At 71.4% G+C, this 25,174-nt stretch carries 25 protein-coding genes; 13 read left to right on the forward strand and 12 right to left on the reverse strand.

Going from position 1 to position 25,174, the window contains the following annotated elements; translation table 11 throughout:
- Positions 1 to 11 precede the first annotated feature (11 nt).
- Together ACFV9W_RS02415 and ACFV9W_RS02420 are read left to right on the forward strand one after the other, a co-directional pair.
- A complete protein-coding gene (locus ACFV9W_RS02415) occupies positions 12 to 1,133 on the forward strand; it encodes a PrpF domain-containing protein (protein ID WP_385754702.1) in 1,122 nt (373 codons plus the stop codon).
- A gap of 64 nt (positions 1,134 to 1,197) precedes the next feature.
- The gene (locus ACFV9W_RS02420; protein ID WP_385754704.1) at positions 1,198 to 2,451 is read left to right on the forward strand and encodes an SLC13 family permease; all 1,254 of its coding nucleotides are present in this window, start codon (positions 1,198 to 1,200) and stop codon (positions 2,449 to 2,451) included.
- A 28-nt stretch (positions 2,452 to 2,479) separates the two neighbouring features.
- Here the strand turns inward: ACFV9W_RS02420 and ACFV9W_RS02425 are convergent, their stop codons facing one another.
- Complete coding sequence (locus ACFV9W_RS02425; protein WP_385754707.1) at positions 2,480 to 3,934, reverse strand: tannase/feruloyl esterase family alpha/beta hydrolase; 1,455 nt, start codon at positions 3,932 to 3,934, stop codon at positions 2,480 to 2,482.
- Between the two features lie 282 nt (positions 3,935 to 4,216).
- On the opposite strand from ACFV9W_RS02425, the gene ACFV9W_RS02430 reads away from it, so the two are divergent.
- Positions 4,217 to 5,107 carry a hypothetical protein gene (locus ACFV9W_RS02430; RefSeq protein WP_385754710.1) on the forward strand — a complete coding sequence of 297 codons (891 nt, stop codon included), beginning with the start codon at positions 4,217 to 4,219 and terminating at the stop codon, positions 5,105 to 5,107.
- Between the two features lie 11 nt (positions 5,108 to 5,118).
- On the opposite strand, the gene ACFV9W_RS02435 is transcribed toward ACFV9W_RS02430, so the two are convergent.
- The gene (locus ACFV9W_RS02435) at positions 5,119 to 5,934 is read right to left on the reverse strand and encodes an alpha/beta fold hydrolase (RefSeq protein ID WP_385754712.1); all 816 of its coding nucleotides are present in this window, start codon (positions 5,932 to 5,934) and stop codon (positions 5,119 to 5,121) included.
- Positions 5,935 to 6,045: 111 nt separating this feature from the next.
- Positions 6,046 to 6,717, reverse strand: coding sequence for a DUF4097 family beta strand repeat-containing protein (locus tag ACFV9W_RS02440; protein WP_385754714.1), 672 nt, complete (start codon positions 6,715 to 6,717; stop codon positions 6,046 to 6,048).
- Positions 6,718 to 6,963: 246 nt separating this feature from the next.
- On the opposite strand from ACFV9W_RS02440, the gene ACFV9W_RS02445 reads away from it, so the two are divergent.
- Both ACFV9W_RS02445 and ACFV9W_RS02450 read left to right on the forward strand, forming a co-directional pair.
- Positions 6,964 to 7,722, forward strand: coding sequence for a helix-turn-helix domain-containing protein (locus ACFV9W_RS02445; RefSeq protein ID WP_385754716.1), 759 nt, complete (start codon positions 6,964 to 6,966; stop codon positions 7,720 to 7,722).
- Positions 7,723 to 7,775: 53 nt separating this feature from the next.
- Complete coding sequence (locus tag ACFV9W_RS02450) at positions 7,776 to 8,762, forward strand: ornithine cyclodeaminase family protein (protein WP_385754718.1); 987 nt, start codon at positions 7,776 to 7,778, stop codon at positions 8,760 to 8,762.
- On the opposite strand, the gene ACFV9W_RS02455 is transcribed toward ACFV9W_RS02450, so the two are convergent.
- Positions 8,740 to 9,795 (reverse strand): aldo/keto reductase, encoded by a 1,056-nt coding sequence (locus ACFV9W_RS02455; RefSeq protein WP_385754721.1) that lies wholly within the window; start codon positions 9,793 to 9,795, stop codon positions 8,740 to 8,742. The genes ACFV9W_RS02450 and ACFV9W_RS02455 overlap by 23 nt on opposite strands.
- 154 nt (positions 9,796 to 9,949) lie before the next feature.
- On the opposite strand from ACFV9W_RS02455, the gene ACFV9W_RS02460 reads away from it, so the two are divergent.
- Positions 9,950 to 10,795 (forward strand): helix-turn-helix transcriptional regulator, encoded by an 846-nt coding sequence (locus ACFV9W_RS02460; protein WP_385754723.1) that lies wholly within the window; start codon positions 9,950 to 9,952, stop codon positions 10,793 to 10,795.
- Between the two features lie 28 nt (positions 10,796 to 10,823).
- Here the strand turns inward: ACFV9W_RS02460 and ACFV9W_RS02465 are convergent, their stop codons facing one another.
- The gene (locus ACFV9W_RS02465; RefSeq protein WP_385754726.1) at positions 10,824 to 11,126 is read right to left on the reverse strand and encodes a hypothetical protein; all 303 of its coding nucleotides are present in this window, start codon (positions 11,124 to 11,126) and stop codon (positions 10,824 to 10,826) included.
- A 178-nt stretch (positions 11,127 to 11,304) separates the two neighbouring features.
- Here ACFV9W_RS02465 and ACFV9W_RS02470 point away from each other — a divergent pair, with 178 nt between their 5' ends.
- Positions 11,305 to 12,033, forward strand: coding sequence for a class I SAM-dependent methyltransferase (locus ACFV9W_RS02470; RefSeq protein WP_385754729.1), 729 nt, complete (start codon positions 11,305 to 11,307; stop codon positions 12,031 to 12,033).
- 17 nt (positions 12,034 to 12,050) lie between these two features.
- On the opposite strand, the gene ACFV9W_RS02475 is transcribed toward ACFV9W_RS02470, so the two are convergent.
- From ACFV9W_RS02475 to ACFV9W_RS02505, 7 genes are read right to left on the reverse strand one after another with little or no spacing between them, the layout of a single operon-like run.
- Positions 12,051 to 12,845, reverse strand: coding sequence for an SDR family NAD(P)-dependent oxidoreductase (locus ACFV9W_RS02475; protein WP_385754732.1), 795 nt, complete (start codon positions 12,843 to 12,845; stop codon positions 12,051 to 12,053).
- A 4-nt stretch (positions 12,846 to 12,849) separates the two neighbouring features.
- Positions 12,850 to 14,349 (reverse strand): aldehyde dehydrogenase family protein, encoded by a 1,500-nt coding sequence (locus ACFV9W_RS02480; RefSeq protein ID WP_385754734.1) that lies wholly within the window; start codon positions 14,347 to 14,349, stop codon positions 12,850 to 12,852.
- Positions 14,346 to 15,194, reverse strand: a complete 849-nt coding sequence (locus ACFV9W_RS02485) for an ATP-binding cassette domain-containing protein (protein ID WP_385754737.1) — start codon at positions 15,192 to 15,194, stop codon at positions 14,346 to 14,348. Before ACFV9W_RS02485 ends, ACFV9W_RS02480 begins: the two co-directional genes overlap by 4 nt.
- Entirely contained in the window at positions 15,187 to 16,227 is a 1,041-nt protein-coding gene (locus ACFV9W_RS02490; protein ID WP_385754740.1) for an ABC transporter ATP-binding protein, read from the reverse strand. The genes ACFV9W_RS02485 and ACFV9W_RS02490 overlap by 8 nt, the downstream gene beginning before the upstream one ends.
- Positions 16,224 to 17,090, reverse strand: coding sequence for an ABC transporter permease (locus tag ACFV9W_RS02495; protein WP_385754741.1), 867 nt, complete (start codon positions 17,088 to 17,090; stop codon positions 16,224 to 16,226). The genes ACFV9W_RS02490 and ACFV9W_RS02495 overlap by 4 nt, the downstream gene beginning before the upstream one ends.
- On the reverse strand, positions 17,090 to 18,037 hold the full coding sequence (locus tag ACFV9W_RS02500) for an ABC transporter permease (RefSeq protein ID WP_385754744.1): 948 nt from the start codon (positions 18,035 to 18,037) through the stop codon (positions 17,090 to 17,092). The genes ACFV9W_RS02495 and ACFV9W_RS02500 overlap by 1 nt, the downstream gene beginning before the upstream one ends.
- Before the next feature lie 16 nt (positions 18,038 to 18,053).
- Positions 18,054 to 19,604, reverse strand: coding sequence for an ABC transporter substrate-binding protein (locus tag ACFV9W_RS02505; protein WP_385754746.1), 1,551 nt, complete (start codon positions 19,602 to 19,604; stop codon positions 18,054 to 18,056).
- Positions 19,605 to 19,726: 122 nt separating this feature from the next.
- Between ACFV9W_RS02505 and ACFV9W_RS02510 the strand changes: the two genes are divergently transcribed.
- From ACFV9W_RS02510 to ACFV9W_RS02535, 6 genes are all read left to right on the forward strand, one after another.
- Entirely contained in the window at positions 19,727 to 21,157 is a 1,431-nt protein-coding gene (locus tag ACFV9W_RS02510) for an amidase (RefSeq protein WP_385754748.1), read from the forward strand.
- A complete protein-coding gene (locus ACFV9W_RS02515) occupies positions 21,154 to 21,924 on the forward strand; it encodes a FadR/GntR family transcriptional regulator (protein WP_385754751.1) in 771 nt (256 codons plus the stop codon). The genes ACFV9W_RS02510 and ACFV9W_RS02515 overlap by 4 nt, the downstream gene beginning before the upstream one ends.
- A gap of 261 nt (positions 21,925 to 22,185) precedes the next feature.
- Positions 22,186 to 23,388: an ATP-binding protein gene (locus ACFV9W_RS02520; RefSeq protein WP_385754754.1), complete on the forward strand. Its 1,203-nt coding sequence runs from the start codon at positions 22,186 to 22,188 to the stop codon at positions 23,386 to 23,388.
- A gap of 17 nt (positions 23,389 to 23,405) precedes the next feature.
- Positions 23,406 to 24,224, forward strand: coding sequence for a roadblock/LC7 domain-containing protein (locus ACFV9W_RS02525; RefSeq protein WP_385754908.1), 819 nt, complete (start codon positions 23,406 to 23,408; stop codon positions 24,222 to 24,224).
- A complete protein-coding gene (locus ACFV9W_RS02530) occupies positions 24,217 to 24,600 on the forward strand; it encodes a DUF742 domain-containing protein (RefSeq protein ID WP_385754757.1) in 384 nt (127 codons plus the stop codon). Before ACFV9W_RS02525 ends, ACFV9W_RS02530 begins: the two co-directional genes overlap by 8 nt.
- A gap of 2 nt (positions 24,601 to 24,602) precedes the next feature.
- Positions 24,603 to 25,166 (forward strand): ATP/GTP-binding protein, encoded by a 564-nt coding sequence (locus ACFV9W_RS02535; RefSeq protein WP_385754910.1) that lies wholly within the window; start codon positions 24,603 to 24,605, stop codon positions 25,164 to 25,166.
- Positions 25,167 to 25,174 lie beyond the last annotated feature (8 nt).

Genomic DNA, 25,174 nt, shown 5'->3' on the forward strand with positions numbered 1-25,174 from the left:
GAGCCTCAGACGTGCACATCCCTGCGACCCTCGTGCGTGGTGGCACCAGCAAGTGCTGGTTGTTCCACCAGGTCCATGTCCCCGCGGACCGCGAGGAGTTGACGCGACTGCTGGTCGCCGCGTACGGCTCCGCGGACCCCGTGGAGCTGGACGGGGTCGGCGGCGCCACCCCCACCACCTCCAAGGCGGCGGTCGTCAGCGTCTCGCCCGAGCCGGGCGTCGACATCGACTACCTCTTCGCCCAGGTCGGCATCGGCGACGCCACCGTGGAGTGGACGAGCAACTGCGGTAACTGCGCCACGGGTGTCGCCCTGTACGCGGTGTCGAAGGGGATGGTGCCGATCACGGGCGACCGGACCCGCGTCGTCATGCGCAACAGCAACACCGGCGCGGTCCTGGAGGGCGTCGTCGACACCACGGGGGGCGTGGTGCGGCACTTCGGAGAGCAGACCGTCCCGGGTACGCGGGCCGGTGGTGTCGCCGTCGACCTCACGTTCCGCGACCCGGCGGGCGGCACCACGGGCGCGCTGCTCCCGACCGGGCAGGCCGCGCAGAAGCTGCCGGTCCACGGCGCCGAGCCGGTCCTCGTGAGCATGGTGGACGCCGGGGCCCCGGTGGTCCTCGTCGACGCCGCCGGGGCGGGCCGCAGCGGCTCCGAAACCCTGGACCAGGTGCGGGCCGATGTGCCATGGTTGCGCGCGGTCAGGCACGCGGCGGCGCCGCTGATGGGCCTGGTCGAGCCGGGGCGGACGCCCGGTGACGCGGTGCCGAAGGTGGGCCTGGTCGGGACCCCGGTGCCATACACCACGACGCTCGGCGAACACGTCGCGGCCGAGGACTACGACGTCTCGGTCCGCATGCTCAGCATGAACTCCCCGCATCCGGCGATCGGCCTCACCTCCGCCGTCGCCCTCGCCGCCGCGGGGCTGGTGAAGGACTCCGTGGTGCACGGTGTCGCCGCCGCCCGCGACGACGGCTGGCTGCGGCTCGGCACACCGGCCGGCGTGGTGGCGGTGCGCTGCTCCGACGTACGGGACGGCCTGCCGGGCCGGGTCACCGTGCGAAGGGCGGCACGACTGCTGGCGGACGCCCGGATCTACGTACCCGGAAGCGGCGAGCCGCAGGCCGCCTGACCGGGGCGCACACACCCACCCCACCCCCCGCACTGCCCCGTCCCCACCCGCACCAAGGACAATGATGTCTGCTGAAGTGATATCCATAGGCGCCCTGCTGGTGATGTTCGTGGTCGGCACCGTGCTGCCGATCAACCTGGGCATCCTCGCCTTCGTCGCGACCTTCGTGGTCGGCACCGCCTCCCTCGGCCTCACGCAGGAGGAGCTCTTCGAAGGGTTCCCGGCGGATCTCTTCGTGACGATCGTCGGGGTCACGTATCTGTTCTCCGTGGCCCGCCGCAACGGCACCATCGACTGGCTCGTCACCGCGGGCGTGCGGATGGTGCGCGGCAAGGTGGCGCTCATCCCGTGGGTGCTGTTCCTGGTCGCGGCGCTGCTCACGGCCTTCGGCACGTTCACCCCGGCCGCGGTCGCGCTGCTCGTCCCGATCGGCATGAACTTCGCCCACCGCTACAAGCTGAACCCGCTGGTCGTCGGCATGATGGTGATCAGCGGCGGGCACGCGGGCGCGTTCTCTCCGCTCGCCGTCTCCGGGGCGCTGGTGCTGGGGGTCGTCGACAAGACGTCGCTGCAGGTCTCCCCCGTGACCCTGTTCACCGCCAGCTTCGTGATCAACCTTGTGCTGTCCGCGGTGACGTACGCGGTCCTCGCCAAGCGCCCCGGCCCGCTGGCCGTGGACGCCGAAACGGCTTCCGAGGACGAGGACCAGGCCGTCTCCGGCATGCCGGACTGGCGCCAGTGGCTGACCCTCGGCGCCCTGGTCGCCCTGGTCGTCGGCGCGCTCGGCTTCCACCTGGAGATCGGGCTGCTGGCCCTCGCGGCGGGCGCGCTGCTCGCCCTGGTGGACATGAAGCGGCAGGAGAAGGCCGTCGACGGGATCAGCTGGTCGACGCTGCTGCTGGTCGCGGGGATGATGACGTACATCGCCATGCTGGAGAAGGCCGGCATCATCGAGAACCTCTCGGAACACGTGGCGGGCCTCGGCGCCCCGCTCCTCGTCGCCCTGCTGCTGTGCTTCACCGTGGCCATCACCTCGGCCTTCGCCTCCTCCACGGCGATCATCACCGCGATCATCCCCGTCGCCGTACCGCTGCTCCTGGCGAGCCACCTCAACGCCGCGGGGCTGATCGCCGCACTGGCCGTCTCGACGACGATCGTGGACACGTCCCCCTTCTCCACGAACGGCGCCCTGGTCCTGCGCAATGCCCGCGGCGTCGACTCCCGCCGCTTCTACCGCCAGGTCATCTCCTACACCGGCAGCATCGTGGCCATCGGCCCGATCGTCGCCTGGGGAGCGCTGGTTCTGCCCTGGTCGTAGCCGGTGCGCCGCCCGGCCGGGCCGCGGGTCAGCGGAGCGGGCAGGTGGTGCGGAGAGTGGCGGGGGTCGCCCCCGGCGGGCGCGCGATCGTGCGGCTCGCCGGCGGGCGGCGCTCGCCGTTCAGCCAGTCCTCCAGGGAGCGGAACGCGGCGCGGTGGCACGGGACCAGCGGCCGGAGCTCGTCGGGGAAGGTGTCGGCCAGGGAGTCGACGTGGGTGCCGTCCTCGATGCGGTAGTAGCGCAGCAGGGCGCCCCGGCCGGACGCGCGCACCATGTCCGCGTAGACGTCGGAGTGCTTGCTGATGGGGAGCAGGACGTCGAGGGTGCCCTGGAGGGTGATCAGGGGTTTGCCGATACGTCCGGTCAGCGCGATGCGGTCGACGGCGCGGTGGACGTCGGCGGGACGGTCCGCGTAGTCGTAGTCGGCGTCGCAGGCCGGGCTTCCCGGGGCGCAGTGGGGGGCGCCGGCCTCGGTGGGGCCGTCGTAGTCCGGGTCGAGTTCCTCGCGGTAGAGGCGCTGGGTCAGGTCCCAGTAGACCTTGTGGTGGTAGGGCCACAGGAACTCGGAGCCCGCCGGATAGCCGGCCTTGTGCATGGCTTGTTGCGCGACTTCGGCGCCCTCGCCTCCGGCGGCGTACGTCGGGTAGGCGCGCAGGGCGGGTGGCAGGTGGGTGAGGAGGTTGGGGCCGCGGGTGCGCCAGAGGGTGCCCTCCCAGTCGACTCCGCCGTCGAACAGCTCGGGGTGGTTCTCCAGCTGCCAGCGCACGAGGTAGCCGCCGTTGGAGAGGCCGGTGGCGAGGGTGCGGGCCGGTGGGCGGTGGTAGCGCTGGGCGACAACTGCCTTGGCCGCACGGGTGAGTTGGGTGACGCGGTCGTTCCACTCGGCGATGGCGGCGCCCGGCTCGCGACCGTCGCGGTGGAAGCTCAGGCCGGTGTTGCCCTTGTCGGTGGCGGCGTAGGCGTAACCGCGCTCGAGGACCCAGTCGGCGATGGCGCGGTCGTTGGCGTACTGCTCACGGTTGGCCGGGGTACCGGACACCACCAGGCCGCCGTTCCAGCGGTCGGGCAGCCGGATCACGAACTGGGCGTCGTGGTTCCAGCCGTGGTTGGTGTTCGTGGTCGAGGTGTCGGGGAAGTAGCCGTCGACCTGAATGCCGGGGACGCCGGTGGGCGTGGGCAGGTCCTTCGGGGTGAGGCCGTTGTAGTCGGCCGGGTCGGTGTGTCCGGAGGCGACGGTGCCCGCGGTCGTCAACTCGGCCAGGCAGTCGGCCTGTTGGTGTTCCGCGCCGGGTACGCGGAGGTGGGCCCGGTCCGCGCAGTGTGCGGTGGCGGGCGGCCGGGGCGAGCCTGCGGCCGTCGGGGTGGCGGCGAGGGTGAAGGCGGCGGTCAGGGAGAGCGCGGCGATGGCGAGGCGGCGCGGACGGGCGCGCGTGGGACTGCTGGGGCTGAGGCTGGATCTGGGGTGTCCGTGGGGCGGGGGCATCCTGTTCCTCCGGATCGGCGGCTGTGTGCCGCAAGGTAGGGTCCGGCCCCTTCGTCACCCCACGTGTGCGGGCACCAGTCTTCGCACCGTCGGCATGGCGTGCGGCACCATGCGGCGCGGGGCGCGTTCTGTCCGGCGGGCGTCCGGTTGGCGGACGAAAGCCACGTCTACTGAGCGATCGGTCTGATCGGTCGGCTCGATCGGTGAACCCGTTCCTGCTCCGCCACGTCACAGGGGCGCAGGAGTCGGCCGCAGGACCGGCGTCGTCGTCCAGGAGGTCACATGCGTATCGGGGCAGTTCGCTCCGCCAGGCTGTCCGGGGGTGTGGCCCTGGCCGCCGTCGGGCTCGCCGCCACGGCCGGTTGCGGCGACGAGAAGGTGGCGGGAGACGACGGGGACGCGCTCGCCGAGCGGGCCCGGCTGGTGGCCGACGCCTGGGACGGTTCGTCGGCGGCGGCCGCGTGGCGGGCCGGATACCACCCCACCGGGGAGGCGATCCAGCTGCCGCGCGGCGGCCTGCACGACGGCGCCGACCAACAGGCTTACGAGCGGCGGAACTTCAAGCTGAGCGGCACACTGCCCGGCGCCGGGCCCAAGGACGGCAACGTGGCCTGGACGGCGGGCGAGTCCGCCACCCGCCCGCTGGTGGAGGCGAAGGAGGCGTACGACACCCTGGCGGGCGCCCGCCGCGACAGACAGCCCCAACTCACCGTGACAGAAATCGAGTTGGGGACGATGCGAATGCCGACCAGTCGCGGACCGGCATCCGTTCCCGCCTGGGTCTTCACCCTCGACGGCTACGCCACCCCGCTCAAGCAGGCCGCCGCCGTCCCGTCCGAGACACCACGGTCCCCGATCAAGCCGGCCCGCGACCTGCCGGGCCATCCGCTCAACCGCCTGCTCGAGGTCTCCGACGACGGGCGCACGGTGACCGTCGTCGCCCTGCACGGCCTCTGCGACGACGGTCCCGCGGTGGACGCTCTGGAGAGCCACGGAAGCGTCGTACTGTCCGCGTCCGTCACAGGCCAGGCCGAGGACAGCGTCTGCACCACGCAGGGGAAGCTGGAGCGCGTCGAGGTCCGGCTGCGGAAGCCCTTGGGCGACCGTGTCCTGCTCGACGCGCACTCGGGGAGCCCGGTCCGCTACCGGGGTACGAACGGGCTCTCCCCCTGACCGGCCGGAGGTCACCGGCGCTTCTCGTCCAGGGCCGCGACCTCGCGGACGGCCTCGGCGATGGCGCGGTAGTCCTTCTTCAGGATCGCCCCGTGGTTGCTGGCGACCTTGGCGTGGATCTCGATGTGCGGGTTGCGGGCGGTCACTTCGGCGAGGCCGGCGCGGATGCGTTCCTGCTCGTCGCCGCGGCTGCCGAGGGACGCGCCGGAGGCCAGCACGTAGCGGGTCGGGACGGTGATGGCGTCGAGCACGGGGCCGAGTTCGCCCTTGCTGCCGAGCCTGCCGAGTTCGATGTTGCTCTCGGCCATCTGCGCCGCCGACATCCGCGGGAGCAGGCCCGTCGGGCGGACCAGCGGGGCGAGCCAGTTGACGCGCCGGAACATCTTCCGGATCCGCGCCTCCATCGCCTCGTCCAGCCAGTCGTAGGGCTGCGCGCCGTCGACCAGGACCGCGCCGATGGTGCGCTTCGGGTTGCGGCTCGCCCAGTGCGAGCCGACGTACGCGCCGTAGGACCAGCCCACGATGAGCGCCCGGTCGACGCCGCGGGCGGCGAGGACCGCGTCGACGTCACGGACGGCGGCCTCGAAGGAGTAGTCCGCCGAGCGCCCCGACTTTCTGCCGCGGGCCCGCTCGTCGTAGGTGATGTGCCGCCACTGCGGGCCGAGGTCCGCCAGGACGCGGCGCCAGTAACCCTGGGTGGCGAACTGGCCGTTGAGGTAGACGACCGGGATGCCGGGGCCGCCGGAGTCGGTGACGGCGAGGGCGGTGTCGTCGACCGGAACCATTCCGGTCCACGCGGCGGCCGAGGGTGCGGTGCTGTTCGTCATGGCTTCTCCTGGTTCGGCGGGACGGTCGGGCAGATGGTGCGCGCGGGGCCCGTGCTCAGTGGTCGAGATGGCCGGGCCCCGCGCCGGGGTGGGCGGTCGTGCGGTGGTGTGTCACAGGGCGCGGGCGGTGATGTCCCCGTGGCCGGTGGTCGCGTGGATGGTGAGTCCGGCCTTCGGGCCCTCGGAGTTCGCCAGCGAGTTGTGGATCCGGCCGTAGCCGGTGCCGGCGTCGAGGGTGGCGGAGACACCGGGAGCGGCGTCGACCGTCACATCGCCCATCTGCGTGTCGAGTTCGAGCACGCCCGATGTGGCCTCGGCGATACGGATGTCGCCCTTCTGCACCTTGATGTCGGCGGACCCGGTCAGGCGGCCGACCGTGACATCACCGGCGTAGGAGGACAGCCGCACGCTCGCGGCCTCGTCGATCTTCACGGTGCCGTGCGCGCCCTCGCAGGCGAGTTCGCCGAGCCGTCCGACGCCGCGGAACTCGACGGCCGCCGCGACGGCCTCGACGCCCGACCCTGCGGGCAGTTGGACGGTCACCTCGATGGCGCCGGACGCGCCGAGGAGCTTGTTCTTCTCGGCCGGGGCCGCGACCCGCAGGGTGCCGTCGGTGAACTCGACGGTGGTCTGCTCGGCGGCCTTCACGTCGCTGCCCTTCGAGGAGTCGGCCGGGCGGACCTCGACGGTGGTGTCGGTGCGGTCGGCTGCGATGACCTGGATGCGTCCGGCGGGCAGGCGCAGGACGGCGGAGATGGCGGCGGGGGTGTCGAACTTCTGCATGATGCGCTCCTTGAGCTGTCGTCGTTCCGGTGTTTCCGATGAGTGAAAAGCTACGTTGCGTTTCTTGATCCATCAAGGCACTTGTTGCGCAACTAGGGCTTAACAGCAGGCCAGTGGACCTATTTCGTTGCAACAGGTAGAGATCTAATGCAACAGAATGCATGCTTCCGTTGCATTGGGATGACGGTGAACGCTACGCTGGCGCCGGACGGTCAGGCGCACACAGCGGACGGAGAGGTGCCCACCATGCCGGGAGGCCGACTCACTCAGCAGGAACGGCAGCAGATCTCGCTCGGGCTCGCCGACGGGCTCGCGTACGCGGAGATCGGCCGCCGCCTCGACCGCCCCACCTCGACCATCACGCGCGAGGTGATGCGCAACGGCGGGCCCACCTCCTACCGTCCCGACCTCGCCCACCGCGCCACCGAACGCCGCGCCCACCGCCGCAAGCAGGCCGCCCCGCGGGGGCCCGAGGGCACTTCCGGGCGGGACGACGAGGCGGTGCGCGAATACGAGGAGACGTTCACGACCCTCCTCATGCAGCAGGGTTTGCCCAAGATGACGGCGCGCGTGCTGACATGCCTGTTCACCAGCGACGCGGGGAGCCTCACCGCCGCGGACCTGGTGCGACGCCTGGAGGTCAGCCCGGCGTCCGTCTCCAAGTCCGTGGCGTTCCTCGAGGAACAGGGCCTCATCCGACGCGCGCGGGACGCCGGGCGCCGCGAGCGCTATCTCGTCGACGACGACGTCTGGTACCAGTCGACGGTCGCGAGCGCCCGCGGCACCGCGCGGCTCGCCGAGGTCGCACGGCAGGGCGTCGGGGTGCTCGGCCGCCAATCCCCCGCCGCCTCGCGCCTGGAGAACATCGCCCGCTACAGCGAGTTCATGAGCGAGAGCATCCTGCGCGCCGCCGACCAGGTGCGCGAGATCCTCCACACGAAGCCGGAGCCGGGGCCGGGGACGGGGGCGGGGACGGGCGACACCACGGAGGTCTCGGCCGACTGAACACTCGGGGATACGGTGATCATCCGCCCTCGCCCATGCGAAGAGGAGCACAGGTGCACCAGGCACAGAACGATCGGCCATCGAAGATCGACTACATCGGCGCCGACGAGCTGACGAAACTGCTGCCGCCCCGCGACGCGGTCACCGCGATCCGCGAGGCGCTCATCGGCGGCCTCGACCCGGCCGCCGCGGGACCACCCCGCTCGATCCTCGAACTCCCCGACGCACAAGGCCAGTTGCTCGCCATGCCCGCCGCGTCCGAGTTCGGCGTCGGAGTGAAGGCGATCACGGCAGTGCCCGCCAACGCCGACCGCGGCCTGCCCCGCATCCAGGGCGTGCACCTCGTCTTCCGCCCCCCGTCGTACGCACCCGCCGCGGTCGTCGACGGGGCGGCGCTCACCACACTGCGTACGCCGGCCGTGTCGGTGGCGGCGGTGCTGCCGCTGCTGACCCGGCCGGGGCGGCGATGGCGCGTGGCGGTGTTCGGCGCGGGGCCTCAAGGGGCCGGTCACGTACGGACGTTGCGCGATGTCGGCGCCGAGCTGGCGGATGTGACGTACGTCGTGCGTGATCCGTCGCGGGTGGATCCGGCGCTGGTCGGGGGCGACCGGGTGGTGGCGACGGCGGACGCCGGGGAATGCGTGCGGCGCGCCGACCTCGTGGTGTGCGCGACGCCCTCCCCCGCCCCGCTCTTCGACTCGGCCCTCCTCGGTGACACCGCCGTCGTGCTGGCCGTCGGTTCGCACGACGCCGGTGCCCGCGAGGTGGACTCGGCCCTGACGGCCCGCGCGCAGGTGCTCGTGGAGGACGTCGACACGGCGCTGCGGGAGTGCGGTGACATCGTGATCCCCGTGGCGGAGGGTGTCCTGTCGCCGGACCGGCTGCTGCCCATGGCCCGGGCCGTCCGCGACGACTCGCTGTACGCCACGGACCGGCCGGTGCTGTTCAAGGGCTCGGGCATGGCCTGGCAGGACGCGGTCGTCGCGGACGCGGCGGTGCGGTCCGCGGCCGACCGTGTCAGTCCTGCCGGTCGAACTTGAGGTCTCCCCTCGTCACCGTGCGGATGTGCCCGCTCGCGAGCATGTCGTGCGGATAGCCGAGTTCGACGGCGCTCGCATCGTCGAGGCGGGCGAGGTGTGCGGCGCCGAGGTCGACGTCCAGGGCGCCCAGGTTGTCCTCCAGTTGCGCGGGGGTGCGGGCGCCGATGATCGGGGCCGTCACACCAGGGTTCCGCAGCGTCCACGCGAGGGCGATCTGGGCGGGTGTGCGGCCCAGCTCTTCGGCCACCTCCCGTACCGCGTCGGCGATGGCGAGATTGCGTTCGGTGAGGGTGCCGAGCGCGAGGTTGAAGTTCCTGCGGGTGCCGTCGGCCCGCCCTGGCCTCAGGTCCTCGCGGCTGTACTTGCCGGTGAGCACCCCGCCGCCGAGGGGCGAGAAGGGGATCACGCCGAGGCCGAGCTCGCGTGCCATGGGGATGAGGTCGCGCTCGCCGCCGCGCTCGATGAGGTTGTACTCGATCTGCAGCGCGACCAGCGGTGACCAGGCGCGCAGGTCGGCGATGGTCTGCATGCGGGCCACCTGCCAGGCCGGGGCGTTGCAGATCGCCACGTAGAGGATCTTGCCCTGCCTGACCAGGTCGTCCAGGGCACGCAGGGTCTCCTCGACGGGCGTCGTGTCGTCCCAGACGTGGAGGTAGAGCACGTCGATGCGGTCCGTGCCGAGGCGGCGCAGGCTCTCCTCCACCGAGGCGAACAGGTTCTTGCGGTGGCTGCCGCCGGAGTTCGGGTCGCCGGGGTCGCGCAAGGTCGTGTACTTCGTCGCCAGGACCAGGCTGTCGCGCCGGTCGCGGGCGAAGGCGCCCAGCAGCCGCTCGGAGCTGCCGTTGGTGTACGTGTCGGCGGTGTCGACGAAGTTCCCGCCGCGCTCGACGTACAGGTCGAACAGCTTGCGTGCGTCGTCCCGCTCCGCGCCCCAGCCCCATTCGGTGCCGAAGGTCGCGGTGCCGAGCGCCAGTGGGGAGACCCGCAGGCCGGAGCGGCCGAGCAGCCGGTAGGTGTCGAGGGTGAGGGGCATGGTGTCGTTCTCCTGGGTTCGCGTCGTGGTGTGCAGCCGAGCTCGTGCCGTGCTCGTGGCTGCTGACGGGAACCAGACTCCGTCCCTCACGGGCCGCGCATAAGGGAAAGCCGATCCTGGGAAGGCCGGTCCCACCCTCGTTGTTGCAACGACCATGACGACGCACACCGTGGACACCGTCGACACCGCGCGGGAGCTGGCCGCTTTCCTGCGCGCCCGGCGCGAGCGGCTGGATCCGGGCTCGCTCGGACTGCCGCCCCGGCGGCACACCCGGCGGACCCCGGGGCTGCGCCGCGAGGAGGTCGCGGAGCTGGCCGGGGTCAGCGTCGACTACGTCGTGCGCCTCGAACAGGCCCGGGGGCTGCGGCCCTCCGCTGACGTGGTGGAGGCGCTGGCCGGCGCCCTTCGCCTGTCCCCCGTGGAGCGGGCCTACCTCTTCGACCTGGCCCAGCAGCGGCCCCGCACGGCGGGCGAGCCTTCCGGCGCCGCGGCGCCGTCACTCGCCCGGCTGGTCACCGACCTGTCGCCGCTGCCTGCGATGCTGATGAACCACCGGTTCGACATCCTCGCCTGGAACCCCGAGGTGGCCCGCCTGCTCCTGGACTTCGACACACTGCCGCCGGAGCGCCGCAACGCGATGTGGCTGTGCCTGATGCATCCGCGCATCCGCGAGTTCTACGTCGACCGGGAGCGCGTCCTGCGGGAGGGCGTCGCACACCTGCGCTCCGCGTGGGCCACGCATCCGGAGGACCGGGCGCTGAGTGGCCTCATCGCCGAACTCCTCTCCGGCAACGAGGAGTTCGCTCGACTGTGGGGCGAGCGGGAGATCCGGCCGGGCGGCCGGGGTGACAAGCAGATGTGCCATCCCGAGGTGGGTCCGATCACGCTGCAGTTCGAGGTCCTCGCACCCCTCCAGGACCCGGACCAGCGCCTGCTGATCTTCCGCGCGGCGGACGAGGACAGCCGGTCCGCACTGGACCGACTGTCCTCGTCTCTATGAGCACCCTTATGAGCGCCCTGGTGAGCCGTCAGCTCACCGCGTACGAGAGCGCGTAGTTGGCACCGTCACGGGTGAAGTGCAGCGTGCCACTGCCGCTCCGTACGGCGTGCGCGCCCAGGAAGTCGTTGTCGTCGCCGCCGTAGTCGGCCTCGTAGAGCGTGACGACGGCCTTGGAGGTGAACGAGGTGGACCAGTCGACCTTGTACTTCTCTCCGTCGTCCATCGAGGCGAACAGGGCCATCTCCCCGTTCACCTTGAGGACCACGTCGTCGTGAAAGGTCCAGTCCTCCTGCTCGATGCACTTGAGCGTCTTCAAGTGGATTGTGGGCATGGTGCTGCTCCCCGTTTCGGATCTCGCTCGGTCATGTGGTCGGTGTCTCCGTTGATGATCACCGCTCCGGGACCGTGCCCTGCCGACACAGCCGTAAACGGACGGATGTCGATCAACTCGCGTGTACTGAACACATATTGAGGCGACAACAAGTCGGGTGCCGCCTACCGTCGACCGCATGACTGACGCATGCTTCGACCACCCCCGGCTCGCCGCGATCTACGACCCGCTCGACCCCGACCGCAGCGATCTCGACGCCTACCTCGGTATCGCGGAGGAGTTCGGGGCGCGCCGCGTGCTGGACATCGGGTGCGGCACCGGGGTTTTCGCGCTCCTCATGGCGGAGCGCGGCATCGAGGTCGTCGGGGTCGACCCCGCCGCGGCCTCCCTCGACGTGGCCCGTGGCAAGCCCGGCGGCGACCGGGTGCGGTGGATTCACGGGGACGCCACGACCCTCCCCCCGCTCAGGGTCGACCTCGCGACGATGACGGCGAACGTCGCTCAGGCCATCGTCGATCCGTCGACATGGCAGGGCACCTTGCGGGGCGCCCACGAAGCGCTGCACCCCGGCGGGCACCTCGTCTTCGAGACCCGCGACCCGGCCCGCCGCGCGTGGGAGGAGTGGACCCGCGATCTGACCCACCAGGTGGCCGACCTGCCCGGCGTCGGCCGGGTCGAGAAGTGGGGGCAACTGAACGAGGTGGACGGGCCGTTGGTGACCTTCGACCAGACGTACCGGTTCGCCTCGGACGGGCAGGTCCTGACCTCGCAGTCGACGTTGCGCTTCCGGGAGCGGGAGGAGGTCGAGCGGGACCTGCTCGCGCACGGCTACGTGGTGGACGACGTCCGCGAGGCGCCCGACCGGCCGGGACGGGAGTTCGTCTTCGTGGCGCGACGGCCTCTCTAACTACTCCGCTCCCCCGATCAGCTCGGTGGTGTGTACCTGCCGTCGACCGCCGTCCAGCCGCCGTCCACGAAGAGTTGACTGCCCGTCACGAACGACGAGGCGTCGGAGGCCAAGTAGACGACGGCGCCCGCCAGTTCGTCGGGGCGGGACCAGCGGCCGAGCGCACTCTTGTCGGCGTACGCGGCCGACCACTCCGGGACCGCGCGGATCTGCTCGGTCAGCGGGGTCGCCACGACGCCCGGCGCGATGGTGTTCACCCGTACGCCCTGCGGGCCCAGTTCGGCCGCCGCCGTGCGCGCGAGCTGGACGAGGCCCGCCTTGGTCGCCGCGTACACACCTTGGCCCGGCTCGACCGTCACGGCGCGGATCGAGCTGAAGCCGATGATGCTGCCCCGGCCGCGCTCCGCCATGCCGCGGCCGAACGCCCGCACCAGGTCGAAGGAGGCCCGCAGGTTGAGGGCGACGACCCGGTCGAACTCCTGTGACGTGTAGTCGAGGAGGCGCTTGCGGACGTTCGTCGCGGCGGTGAAGACGAGGACGTCGACCGGGCCGAGGTCGTCGGCCGCGCGTGTCACCGCGTCGCTGTCCAGGACGTCCAGCGTGTACGCCGACAGGCCGGGTGCCAGTGACGCCGTCTCCTCGGCGGCCTTCGGGTCGCGGTCCGCGCACACCACCTGCGCGCCGTGCGCGGCCAGCGCGAGCGCACTCTCGCGGCCGATGCCGCCACCCCCGCCCACCACGACCGCCTTGCGTCCGTCGAGGCGGAACAGGTCCGCGTAGTCGGTGGGCCGCGTCGGTTCCTGGGTCGTCACCGTGTCACCTGTCCTTCTTCTGCGTCGTCGGGCGGATCACTGCCATGCGGGTCACCGTCAGTTCGTCGATCGCGAACCTCGGCCCCTCGCGGCCCGTCCCGGAGTCCTTCACGCCGCCGTACGGCATGGTGTCGGAGCGGAAGCCGGGCACCTCGTTGACGACGACGCCGCCCGCCTCCAGGCGCTCCACCGCCGCGAACGCCATGTCCAGCGAGGCGGTGAACACGCTGGCGTGCAGCCCGTAGCGCGAGTCGTTGGCGAGGTCGAAGGCCGCGTCCACGTCCGGGACCGAGCGCAGGCACACCACCGGGCCGAAGATCTCCTCGCTCCATACGGGCAGCGCCGGGTCCGGGTCCAGGAGCAGCGCGGGCCCGATGACGCCGGCGGTGATGTCACCGCCCGCGGCGAGCACCGCGCCGGACTTCACCGCTTCCTCGACCCACGTACGGACGCGGCTCGTCGAGCGCTCGTCGATCAGGGCGGACACACGTGTCTCGGCGTCCCTCGGGTCGCCCGTCGCGATCTGCGGGATGCGCCGCTTCAGGAGCGCCACGAACTCCTCGCGCACCGCCTCCTCCACGATGACCCGCTGCACGCTGATACAGGCCTGCCCGGACGCGTAGTAGCCGCCGCGCACGACGGCGTCCGCCGCGGCGTCGAGGTCGGCGTCGGCGGCCACCAACAGGGCGGCGTTGGAGCCGAGTTCGAGGAGGGTCTTGGTCGGGGCCGCGTCCTTGGCGATGCGGTGGCCGACGGCGGCGGAGCCGGTGAAGGAGACGGCGCCGATCCGCCGGTCCGTGGTGAGCACCTCGCCCACCTCGGGTCCTCCGGTGACCAGTTGCACCGCCGCGCGCGGCGCCCCCGCCTCGTACAGCGCCTCGCGCAGCAGGTGGACGAGCCAGAGCGTGGCCAGGGGTGTCTGCGGGGCGGGCTTGGCGATGACCGGGCAGCCGGCCGCGACCGACGGCGCGAGCTTGTGCGCGGCGAGGAGCAGCGGGTAGTTGAACCCGGCGATGCCGACGACGACGCCGATCGGCTTGCGGGTCCAGAAGCCGAGCAGTCCCTCGCCGGAGGGCAGCAGGTCGAGCGGCACGGTCTCGCCGTGCAGCCGGGCCACCTCCTCGGCGGACGTGCGCAGCGTCAGCAGGGTGCGGTCCACTTCCACCCGGCAGTCGACCAGCGGCTTTCCCGTCTCCAGGACGAGGAGGCGTTCGAAGTCGGCGCGGCGGGCGGCGAGCGCGTCGTGCGTCCCGTGCAGGGCCGAGCCGCGGACGTGCGAGGGCAGGGCGCCGACCTGGGTGCGGACGGCGACCGCCTCGTCGAGGGCGCGGCGGGCCAGCGCCGTGTCGCCGACGGGCGCGCGGCCGATGACCGACCCGTCGTACGGGAAGCGCACGTCGTCGGTCGTGGGCGTCGGCAGCCAGCTGTCGCCGACGGGCAGTCCTGCGGGGAACTCCGACGTCAACAGGGTTGCTGCTACGGCCGGTTCGGGGTGTGCGTTCACGCGTGGTGCTCCTGGTTGAGGTCGGCCGCCGTCACTCCGGCCAGCGCCTTCTCCAGCGTCGGCACGGCGGCGATCAGCCTGCGGGTGTACGGGTGCCGCGGGTTCTCGTAGAGCTCCTCCGTCGGCCCGCTCTCGACGATCTCGCCCGCCCGCATGACGGCGACGTGGTCGCACACGTGCCGCACGACGGACAGGTCGTGGGAGACGAAGACGAGGGTGAGGCTCAGCTCGTCGACGAGGTCGGCGATGAGGTTGAGGACCTGGGCGCGCACGGACACGTCCAGGGCGCTGACCGGTTCGTCGGCCACGATGATGTTCGGGCGCGGGGCCAGGGCGCGGGCGATGGAGATCCGCTGGCGCTGGCCGCCGGAGAACTGGTGCGGGTAGCGCCGCGCGGCCTCCGCGCCGAGCCCCACCGATTCGAGGAGTTCGGCCACCCGTTCCTTGCGGTTGCCGATGCCCTGCGCGACGAGGGGTTCGGCCACGATGTCGCCCACCTTCATGCGTGGGTCGAGCGAGCTCATGGGGTCCTGGAAGACGAGCTGGAGGCGTTCGCGGACGAAACGGAGCCGCCATTCGCCGAGCCGCGTGATGTCCCGTCCTTCGACCTCGACGGTGCCGCTCGTCGGCTTGTCGAGGCCGGCCAGGATGCGCAGCAGCGTCGACTTGCCGCAGCCCGACTCCCCCACGATGCCGAAGCGTCCGCCGTGCGGCACGGAGAAGCTGACGCCGCGCAGCGCGTGCACGGGCCGCGCGGGCGTGCGCAGCGAGGCACGCGGCCGGTGGTAGTCGCGGGTGACGTCGGTGACGCGGAGGGCGTCGCCGCTGCTCTGCTGGTCAGCCACGGCGGGCCTCCTGGGGGTCGGGGGTGCCCGCGTCCCGTACGCCGCCGTGGCCTCGCGGCACGGGGTGGAAGCACGCGTAGCCGGAGTCGGGGCCCGTCGTCGTCCACGCGGGGCGGGTCGCGCACAGGTCAGTGGCCTTGGCGCACCGGTTGCGGAACACACATCCGTCGGGGAACGCGCCGGCGGGAGGCACCGAGCCGCCGATGGTGGCGAGCCGGCCGCGCTCGTCGACGGCCGTCAGGTCGGACGCGGCGATCAGGCCCTGGGTGTAGCGGTGTCTCGGGTTCGTGAACACCTCTCGTACTGGGCCGGATTCGACGATCCGGCCGCCGTACATCACCATGACGCGGTCGCAGGCGGTGGCGACGACGGCCAAATCGTGCGTGATGAACAGCAGGGCGGAGCCGCGGTCCTTGACCCCGCGCACGATGAGGTCGAGGACGCGGGCCTGCACGGTGACATCGAGGGCCGTGGTGGGTTCGTCGCAGACCAGCAGCGCGGGGTCGTTGGCCAGGGCGATGGCGAGGACGACGCGCTGGCGCTGGCCGCCGGAGAACTGGTGCGGGTAGGCGCGCGCCGCGTCCGCCGGATCGGGCAGGCCCACCTGGTCGAGGAGTTCCACGGCGGCGGCCCGCGCGGAGGCGCGGTCGGGCCGGGTGCGGTGGATGAGCAGCACCTCGGCGATCTGGCGGCCGACCCGCATCGTCGGGTTCAGGGCGGTCATGGGCTCCTGGAACACCATGGCCAGGTCCTTGCCCCGGACGCGGGACATCCGTGCCTCGTCCGCCCCGACCAGGTCGTGCCCGACCCCGGCGAGCCGCACCGAGCCCGAGGCGCGCAGCCCTTCGGGGAGCAGGCCCATGAGGCCCAGCGAGGTGAGGGACTTGCCGGAGCCGGATTCGCCGATGAGGCCGACGCGTTCGCCGGGGCGGACGGTGAAGTCGACGTCCTGGACGAGCGGCCGGCCGTCGCCGGTGGTCACGTCCAGCCCGCGGACTCTCAGTACGTCGTCGGTCGCGGCAACGGCGGTCATCGGCGGTCCTCCACCTTGGGGTCGAAGCGGTCGCGCAGCCCGTCGCCGAGCAGGTTGAATCCGAGGACGGCCACCGCGATCGCGAGGCCGGGGAAGACGGCGAGCCGGGGCGCCGTGCCGAGCAGCTCCTGGCTCTCCTGGAGCATCCGGCCCCAGGACGGGGTGGGCGGCGGGGTGCCGAAGCCGAGGAAGGACAGCGCGGCCTCGGCGAGCACGGCGATGGCGAAGCCGACCGAGGCCTGCACGATGATCAGGCTGCTGACGTTGGGCAGGACGTGCCGCAGCGCGATGGCGAGCGGCCTGCGTCCGGCGGCGCGGGCGGCCATGACGTACTCCGTGCTCATGACCTGGAGGGTGCCGCCGCGGATCAGGCGGGCGAAGCCGGGGATGGAGGCGATGCCGATGGCGACCATGGCGACGCCCGTGCCCGCCCCGTAGACGGCGGCGAACATGATGGCGAGCAGCAGGGCGGGGAACGCGAGGATCAGGTCGTTGCCGCGCATGAGGAGTTCGCCGAACCAGCGCGATCCCGTCCCGGCGAGGATGCCCAGCGGGACCCCGACGAGCGCGGCGACGCCGACCGCGACCAGGCCGACGTAGAGCGTCGTGCGCGAGCCGATCATGATCTGGCTGAAGACGTCGCGGCCGAACTTGTCGGTGCCGAACCAGTACTCGGCGGACGGTTCCTGCATCCGTACGGCGGGGTCCACAAGGGTCGGGTCGTGCGGGGTCCAGAGGAAGGACAGCAGTGCCACGGCGACGACGAGCGCGACGACGGTGCCGCCGACGAGGAGGGAGCCGGGCAGCGGCCTGCGGCGGCGACGTACCGGCGTGCCGGTGTCCACGGCGTTCGTAGCAGCCATCACCCACGCACCCTGAGTCGAGGATCGATCACGAGATAGGCCAGGTCGACGAGGAAGTTCACGAGCAGCACCGCCGCCGCGACGATCATGACGACGTCCTGTACGACGATGAGGTCCCGGCCGGCGACACTGTCGAGCAGCAGGCTGCCGAGGCCCGGGATGACGAAGACCCGCTCGATGACGACGGCGCCGACGAGGAGTGTCGCCAGCTGCAGTGCGAGGACGGTGACGACGGGCACGGAGGCGTTGCGCAGGCCGTGCCGCGCCAGTGCCTTCATCGGGCGCAGGCCCTTGGCGCGGGCGGTGCGCAGGTAGTCCTCGCGGAGCACGTCGAGCACGGAGCTGCGGACGTAGCGGGTGAGGACGGCGGCCTGCACGAGGCCGAGGGAGAGCGCGGGCATCAGCAGCTGTTTGAGGAAGAGCACGGGATCGTCGGCCGGTGGTGTCCAGCCGTTCGCCGGGAGCCAGCCGAGTCCCACCGCGAACACGGTGATCATGAGGATGCCCGCGAGGAACGCCGGTACGGCGACGCCGACTTGGGACAGTGCCGACAGGACGAGCCCGGACGGCTTGCGGTGCCGTACCGCCATCAGCGTGCCCAGCGGCACCGCCACGAGGATCGCGATCACCATGCCGGTGCCGACGAGCCACAGGGTGACCAGGAGGCGGTCGGCGAGCTGCGGGCCGATCGGTGTCTGCGAGATGTAGGAGTTGCCGAGGTCGAAGGTGACCAGGTCGTGCAGCCAGCCCAGGTACTGGTCGACGAGGGGACGGTCGAGGCCGAACTGTGCGCGCAGTTGGGCCACCGCGGAGTCGGAAGCGCCGGTCCCGAGGGCGACGCGCGCGGGGTCTCCCGGCAGCACCGCCATGAACGCGAACACCACGACGGAGCTGACGAACAGGCTCGCCAGCAGGATCGCGATCCGCTGCACCAGACGGACGATCATCGGTTCGGGCCGCCTTTCAGGACCGGTCGGTTTGGCCGGACCGGCTCAGGCCGGTGAGGTCCAGGGATTCGGTGACGCTGTTGACCGGAAGCCCGGTGATGTCCGCGTCGGCCACCATCAGGTTCGGCAGCAGGAACAGCCAGTCGGCGGCGGCGTCCTTCGACAGCGTCCTGGCGGCGGCGCGCATGTGGGCGGTCTGCTCCTGCCGGCTGCCGGTGTCCGCCTTCGCGAGGTGTTCGCGGAATTCGGGGTTGTCGTAGCGGGTGTAGTAGTTCTTGTCGCCGAACACGGCGGGCATGTCGCGGGGTTCGACATGGGACATGATCGTCATGTCGTAGTCGGCGTTCTTGAACACCGTCGAAAGCCAGGCCGCGGGGAACTCCAGCTGGCTCAACTCGACCTTGAATCCGGCCTGTTCGAGCTGGCTCTTGACGACGGTGCCGCAGGCGGCGGCGTACGGCAGCGTCGGAATCCGCAGCCTGAGCGTGCGCCCGGCTTCGCCCGACCCCTTGAGGAGCCTGCGGGCCTTGTCCCGGTCGTACGGGTACAGGTCGGTGAGGTCCTGGTACCAGGGGTCGGTGGGCGGCACCATGCTGCCGATGAGCTTGCCGCGCCCGCCCCAGCAGGTGTCGACGAGGGCCTGGTGGTCGATGGCGTACCGGGCGGCCTGCCGGGCCTTCTTGCTGCGCATGGGCCCCGACCCGTTGTTCATCGAGAGCATCACCTCACCGTTGGTGGAGCCCTCGATGACGCGGTACTTGGGGTTGTTCTCGAAGCGGTAGAGGGAGTCCGGCGACTGCATCGCGCCGATGGCGTCGATGGTGCCCGTGAGCAGCGCGTTGTTCATCGCCGTCGGGTCCTTGAAGTACTTCAGGGTGACCGTGTCGAAGTGCGGCGCGCGGCCCCAGTAGCCGGGGCGGCGGGCGAGGGTGATGGAGTCGCCGCGGTTCCACCGCTTGAGTTCGTACGGTCCGGTGCCGACGGGGTCGGTGGCCAGCTTGTCGACGCCGGTGCGGCTGAACATGGCGCCGGTGCGGGTGGTCATCCGGTACAGCCAGTCGTTGCTGGGCCGCTTCAGGGTCACCTTCAACTCGTCGCGGGAGACGGCCCGTACGTCGTCCACGACGCTCATCTGGGCCTTGAGTGCCACGGTCCACTTGGGGACGACGCGCTCGATGGAGAACTTGGCGTCCTCGGCGGTGAACGGTGCGCCGTTGCTGAACTTGGCGTCCTTGGTGAGGTGGAAGGTGTACGTCCTGCGGTCCTTCGACAGCTCCCATGTCCGCGCGAGCGCGGGGCGGATCCTCCCGTGCTGGTCGAGCTTCACCAGGTTCTCGTAGACGTTGTAGAGCAGCGCCTGCGGGATGGCGGCGCCGTCTGTCTTCGTGAAGTCGAGGTTGGCGGGCTCGGCGGTGACACCGATCGCGAGGGAGTCGCCGGGGCCCTCGGGGCGGGAGCCCGCGGCGGTGGAACCCGCCGAGCAGGCCGTGACCAGGAGGAGAAGACAGCAGGCCAGCAGGGAGGCGGCCGTCCGGGCGGGAGGTCTGCCCCGTCGGTCCTTGCGCATGCACGACACCTTCCGCCGTAACTGGCCTGACCAGTAAGCTCACTTGACAGGTACCGTGACGACTGAGGCGGTACCTGTCAAGAGGGTGGTGCCTGTCCACCGGCACGAAGGAGAGGGTGCGGATGTTCACCGAACAGAACCTGGCCACCATGTCCGCCGTCGAGATGACCGCCCGTTTCGCCGATCGCACGGTGTCACCGGTCGAGGTGCACGACGCCGTGCAGTCGGTGATCGAGGCGCGCGAGGACGTCCTCAACGCGTTCTGGGTGCGGGATCCCGCCGAGTCCCGCAAGGCGGCCGAGGCGAGCGAGGCCCGCTGGGCGGCCGGGGAGCCGCTGGGGCCGATCGACGGTGTGCCGGTGACCCTCAAGGAGAACATCGCCCGCAGAGGAGTCCCGATGCCTTCGGGCAACGCGGGGGTGGAGCCCGTCGTCCCCGAGCGGGACGCGCCGATCACCGAACGGGTCCTGGAGTCCGGCGGGTCGGTCCTCGGCTCGACCGTCATGCCGGACTGGGGCATGCTCTCCTCCGGCGTCTCCAGCCGGCACGGCATCACGCGCAGCCCCTGGAACTCCGCCTGGACGACGGGTGGTTCGAGCTCGGGGGCGGGCGCGGCGGCCGCGGGCGGGTACGGGCCGCTGCACGTCGGCTCGGACATCGGCGGCTCGATCCGGCTTCCGGGCACGTGGCTGGGCCTTGCCACGCTCAAGCCGAGCGACGGCCGCATCCCCCTGGACACACCGTACTTGGGTCGTGTGGCGGGCCCCATGGCGCGCACGGTCGCGGACCTCGCCCTGCTGATGCGGGTCCTGAGCAGGTCCGACGCGCGCGACTGGACGAGCCTGCCGCCGCAGGACATCGACTGGACACAGACTCGGGACGACGTGCGCGGGCTGCGGGTCGGCCTGCACCTCGACGCGGGCTGCGGGGGCCCGCGCGATCCGGAGGTGGTGGAGGCGGTGCGCCGGGCGGCGGACGTCTTCGCGTCGGCGGGTGCGACGGTCGAACCGGTGGAGCCGTTCATGACGCAGGACCTCCTGGACGACCTCGACCTGTTCTGGCGGGTGCGCTCCTGGAACGACCTGCGCAAGCTGTCCCCCGAGGCGGCGCTGCGCGTCCACCCGTACATCATGGGCTGGTGTCGCGAGGGCGCCGATGTGCCCGGCACGCGGGTGCTCCACTGCTACCAGCAGATCATGCGGATCCAGGCCCAGACGGTGGCGGCGACACTCCCGTACGACATCGTGCTGTCACCGGTGGCGCCCGTGTCGGCGTTCGCGGCGGAGCAGCCGATGCCATTCATGGAACCGGGCAAAACCATGTCACACATCGGCTTCACCGCCCCGTACAACATGTCGGGCCAGCCCGCCGCGACGGTCAACTGCGCCTTCACGGCGGACGGCCGCCCCATCGGCGTACAGCTCTCGGGACGCCGCTTCGACGACCTGGGCGTGCTCCAGGCTGCGGCCTGGTACGAGCGCAACCGCCCCGCCGAGGCGGTCCCCCAATGGCCGGACGCCGCACTCCCGAGCCAGAAGAGGGAGACACCATGACGACCGACAGGACACGCTTTCAACAGGTCGCGCCGGTACGCCTCTACCAGCGCATCGTCGAGCAGATCGAGCAGGCCATCGCCTCCGGCGACCTCAAACCGGGCCAACGCCTGCCCAGCGAACGCGAGTTGGTGAACCAGTTCGGTGCGAGCCGCCCCACGGTGCGCGAGGCGCTGCGCGTCCTGGAGAGCGACGGCCTCATCCGCTCCCGCCACGGCGACCCGCACGGCCCGGAGATCCTGCCGTTCACGACGGCGGGCCTGGCCAAGGAGATGACCCGCCTGGCCCGCTTCGACACCATCTCGATGGCCGAGCTGATCTCGTTCCGCATGATCCTCGACGGCTCGGCCAGCCAGCTCGCGGCCCGCCTGCGCACGGACGAGGAACTGTCCGCGATGGAGGAGACGGTGACGGCGATGACCCACGCCATCGGCGCGGGCTACGAGGAGTTCAGCAAGGCCGACGTCGCCTTCCACGAGGTGGTGGCACGGGCCAGCCGCAACGCGCTGATCGAGGTCTCCAACCAGGTCGTCCGCGGCGCCGTCCTCACCCTGATCGCCGACAAGGTCGCCCACGCGGACAACCGCGAGGCCCTGATGCGCACCTCGCTCCGCCACCACCAGGAGGTCCTGGAGGCCATCCGCACCCGCGACGGCCTGGCGGCGGCCCGCATCTCACGGCAGACGCTGTACGACTACTACGCGGGGTATGTGGCGGAGAAGGAACGGGGGCCGTTGCTGGCGCTGGTGGAAGGAGAGGGGGACTGAGCCCCGGATGTGCCGGGAACGCACGGGCACGCCTGGCTGAAACCCACCTGTTGGATGGCCGGGACCATTCGGCGACTGGGCGGTGTAAGCGGAATCTGCCAACAGGGGCGCTGGGCAGGGCGGTTGAGGCGAAACGATCCTGATAGCATCCCCGCGGCGATCTTGATCAACTCATCCGGCGTGCCGCCTTGACGCGTACCTGCGGGATGAGAGCGGGGGTACGGGTCGCCGATCTACCTGCCCGTGCCAAGAGAGGCGTCCATGACACACGCACTTGTGTGGTGCCTGGGTGCGATTGCGCTGATATCCGTCGCCGCGGTCGTTGCACTCATTGCCCGCAACCGAGCGCTGACCGACAAGAGACGCCAGGCTGACGCCGAGCAGAAACAATGGCTGGACCAGGCCAACGCGCAGATCGCGGCCCACCAGTCAGAACTGCAGAGGTCCCGCGCGGAGCGGGACGGTGTCATCGCCGAGGCGAGGGCCGCCGCGGAGGACAGCACGAAATCGGTCCTCAAGGGAGCCGCCAGCTTCCTGCAGAGCCTGGCGGCCGAGCAGACCGCGCTGCTGGACAGCATGCAGCGCAAGTACGGGGGCAACGAAGTCCTCAACGACCTCCTGGACGTGCACCACGCCAATGCCCAGATGGCACGCAAGGCCCAGGGCATCGCGGTGATGTGCGGCGCGCCGCTGGGCCGCCGCAACCGGCCGGCCAGTGTGTACGACGTGGCGCGCAACGCCCAGGGCCAGATCCGCAACTTCCAGCGCGTCTCGATCATGCAGCAGCCCGGTCTGGCCCTCAAGGCCACCGCGGTCGCGCCGGTCGCACTGGCCGTCGCCGAACTGCTGGACAACGCCGCGAGCTTCTCGCAGCACGACGCGCCGATCGAGGTCACCTTCCAGCGCGTGCAGGGCAACCTGTGCATCGTCATCGACGACGCCGGCGTCAGCATGAGCGACGAGGACCGCCAGCGGGCCACCGCCCTGCTGTCCGGCGACGAGCCGCCGCAACTCCAGCAGCTGGGCACGCAGCCGAAGTTCGGCTTCCCGGTGATCGGCCTGATCGCCCGCCAGTACGGCTTCAAGGTGGACGTCACCGGTGTGTCCCGCTACGGCGGTGTGCGGGCTGTCGTCCTGCTGCCCGAGGAGTTGTGGACCATGGAAGAGGCGACCCCGAAGGCCGCGCCGGCCGCGCCCGCGCCCGCACCGGCCGCGCCCACGCCCGTAAGTCAGGGACCGAGCCGTTCCGAGGTGGCACCTCAGCGCACCCCGAACGGCCTGCCCAAGCGCGCCAATCGCCAGTCGCCGAGCGCACCCGCGGCCCCGGCGGGCACGCCCCGCCCGGAGAGCACCCCACAGCCCGTGCCGCGGGCATCCAGCCGCGGCCTGGGCGCGTTCCAGCGCGGCACCCTGGAAGCCCGTGCGGACGAGGCCCCCCTGGGCGAAGGGTCTGATGAGCGGTGAGCGCCGACCTGTCGTGGATGCTCGACGACATCGTGAAGAACGTGGTCGGGGCGCGCCATGCCGTCCTGCTGTCCGCCGACGGCCTGCCCCGCGCCTCCACCGAGGGCCTGGCCGAAGAAGATCTGCGCACCATCTCCACGGCCATGTCCGGTATCCAGGCCCTGAGCCGTGCCACGGCTCCGTTCGTCGGGGCCGCTCCGGATGCGGCCTGGACACAGACCGTCATCGAGTTCTCGCACGGCTGGATCTTCCTGATCGGTGCCGGACAGGGCGCCTATCTCGCGGCGGCCGCGGAGCCCGACGTGGACATGCAGCAGATCAGTTACCGGATGCACCGTCTGGTGGCCCGGCTGGGGCACAACATGACCTCAGCGCCACGCGTGGACGCGGCCGGCCAGAGGGGCCGGCACGGCAACCGTGAGCCGGCGCCCGGTGAGGTGCTGGCCCAGGTGCTGCCCGAACTCGACCAGGCACTCGCCGATGTCGACGGTGCCCGGCACGCGGTCCTGCTCGGCGGTGACGGCCTGCCCCGCGGCGCCACCTCGGGCCTGCCCCGCGATCTCTCCGACCGGATCTGTGCGGCCATGACCGGCATCCACGCCAACAGCCGGGCCGCCGCGCAGTTCGCCGGCCCGGTCGCGAACGTGGTGTGGCAGCAGACGGCCATCGAGTTCCAGCACGGCTGGATCTCCCTCATCGCGGCCGGGGACGGCGCACTCCTGGCGGCCTCGGCCGACCATGACTGCAGCATCGAGGCCCTGACGGGCCGACTGCACGAAGTGGAGACCAGGATCGCGAGGTCTGCCATGGCCGGCAGGGCGCCCGGCCATGCCTGAGCCCAGCGACCCGGGCCTCGTGGTCACCTCCGACCTCGTGCCGCTCTTTGTGATCACGGGCGGCCGGACCCTGCCCCCCGAGCACGAGTACGAGCACACCGCGATGGTGACCTCGGCCCAGGGCTCCGAGGCCGCCCTGCGCGCCCTGACACCGGAAGCGCGCACGGTCATGGACCTGGTCACCGACGGCTTTCTGTCGGTGGCCGAGGTCGCCGGGCACACCCAACTCCCGGTCGGTGTCGTGCGCATCCTCCTGGCGCAACTCGCGGAGGTCGGCCTGCTCGTCGTGCGCAAGCCGGTCCCCGCCGCCGAACAGGTGGACATGGACGTCGTCAGCGCCGTCCTCACCGGCCTGCAGAAGAAATTCGGAGCGTGAGCGTGTATCTGGAGCCATCCGTCACCCAGGCGGTGAAGATCCTCATCGTCGGTCACTTCGGCGTGGGCAAGACCACCTGCATCGGCAGCCTCTCGGAGATCAAACCGCTGCGGACCGAAGAGCAGATCACCATGGCCAGCGTGGGACTCGACGACCTCACGAACACACCCAACAAGACGACCACCACCGTGGCCATGGACTTCGGCCGCCTCACCCTCTCGGACAGCCTGGTCCTCTACCTGTTCGGCACACCCGGCCAGGAGCGGTTCACGGAGATGTGGGAAGACCTCTCGCGCGGCGCGCTGGGCGCGCTCGTCCTCGTCGACCCCGAGCGCCTCGACGAGAGCTTCGCCGTCCTGGACCTCGTGGAATCCTTCGGGCTGACGTACACGATCGGTGTGAACTCCTTCGAGGGCCAGGCCGAGTACGCGCTCGACGAAGTCCACGAGGCGCTGAACCTCGAGGCCCGGACACCGATCGTGCGGTGCGACGTCCGCGACGAGCGTTCCTCCGCCGAGGCCCTGATCACCCTCGTGCAGCACCTCATGACCCAGCTCGCCGCCTAGGAGCCCCT

This window comes from Streptomyces sp. NPDC059897 (assembly GCF_042730865.1).
Lineage (GTDB): Bacteria > Actinomycetota > Actinomycetes > Streptomycetales > Streptomycetaceae > Streptomyces.

What these genes read in the sequence shown, in the direction of transcription:
- ACFV9W_RS02470 (WP_385754729.1), top strand. Translation starts at nt 11,305, where the DNA reads ATGACTGACGCATGCTTCGACCACCCCCGGCTCGCCGCGATCTACGAC.
- ACFV9W_RS02505 (WP_385754746.1), bottom strand. Translation starts at nt 19,604, where the DNA reads ATGCGCAAGGACCGACGGGGCAGACCTCCCGCCCGGACGGCCGCCTCC.
- ACFV9W_RS02465 (WP_385754726.1), bottom strand. Translation starts at nt 11,126, where the DNA reads ATGCCCACAATCCACTTGAAGACGCTCAAGTGCATCGAGCAGGAGGAC.
- ACFV9W_RS02455 (WP_385754721.1), bottom strand. Translation starts at nt 9,795, where the DNA reads ATGCCCCTCACCCTCGACACCTACCGGCTGCTCGGCCGCTCCGGCCTG.
- ACFV9W_RS02530 (WP_385754757.1), top strand. Translation starts at nt 24,217, where the DNA reads ATGCCTGAGCCCAGCGACCCGGGCCTCGTGGTCACCTCCGACCTCGTG.
- ACFV9W_RS02520 (WP_385754754.1), top strand. Translation starts at nt 22,186, where the DNA reads ATGACACACGCACTTGTGTGGTGCCTGGGTGCGATTGCGCTGATATCC.
- ACFV9W_RS02420 (WP_385754704.1), top strand. Translation starts at nt 1,198, where the DNA reads ATGTCTGCTGAAGTGATATCCATAGGCGCCCTGCTGGTGATGTTCGTG.
- ACFV9W_RS02425 (WP_385754707.1), bottom strand. Translation starts at nt 3,934, where the DNA reads ATGCCCCCGCCCCACGGACACCCCAGATCCAGCCTCAGCCCCAGCAGT.
- ACFV9W_RS02445 (WP_385754716.1), top strand. Translation starts at nt 6,964, where the DNA reads ATGCCGGGAGGCCGACTCACTCAGCAGGAACGGCAGCAGATCTCGCTC.
- ACFV9W_RS02440 (WP_385754714.1), bottom strand. Translation starts at nt 6,717, where the DNA reads ATGCAGAAGTTCGACACCCCCGCCGCCATCTCCGCCGTCCTGCGCCTG.
- ACFV9W_RS02525 (WP_385754908.1), top strand. Translation starts at nt 23,406, where the DNA reads ATGCTCGACGACATCGTGAAGAACGTGGTCGGGGCGCGCCATGCCGTC.
- ACFV9W_RS02510 (WP_385754748.1), top strand. Translation starts at nt 19,727, where the DNA reads ATGTTCACCGAACAGAACCTGGCCACCATGTCCGCCGTCGAGATGACC.
- ACFV9W_RS02460 (WP_385754723.1), top strand. Translation starts at nt 9,950, where the DNA reads ATGACGACGCACACCGTGGACACCGTCGACACCGCGCGGGAGCTGGCC.
- ACFV9W_RS02515 (WP_385754751.1), top strand. Translation starts at nt 21,154, where the DNA reads ATGACGACCGACAGGACACGCTTTCAACAGGTCGCGCCGGTACGCCTC.
- ACFV9W_RS02490 (WP_385754740.1), bottom strand. Translation starts at nt 16,227, where the DNA reads ATGACCGCCGTTGCCGCGACCGACGACGTACTGAGAGTCCGCGGGCTG.
- ACFV9W_RS02495 (WP_385754741.1), bottom strand. Translation starts at nt 17,090, where the DNA reads ATGGCTGCTACGAACGCCGTGGACACCGGCACGCCGGTACGTCGCCGC.
- ACFV9W_RS02430 (WP_385754710.1), top strand. Translation starts at nt 4,217, where the DNA reads ATGCGTATCGGGGCAGTTCGCTCCGCCAGGCTGTCCGGGGGTGTGGCC.
- ACFV9W_RS02500 (WP_385754744.1), bottom strand. Translation starts at nt 18,037, where the DNA reads ATGATCGTCCGTCTGGTGCAGCGGATCGCGATCCTGCTGGCGAGCCTG.
- ACFV9W_RS02435 (WP_385754712.1), bottom strand. Translation starts at nt 5,934, where the DNA reads ATGACGAACAGCACCGCACCCTCGGCCGCCGCGTGGACCGGAATGGTT.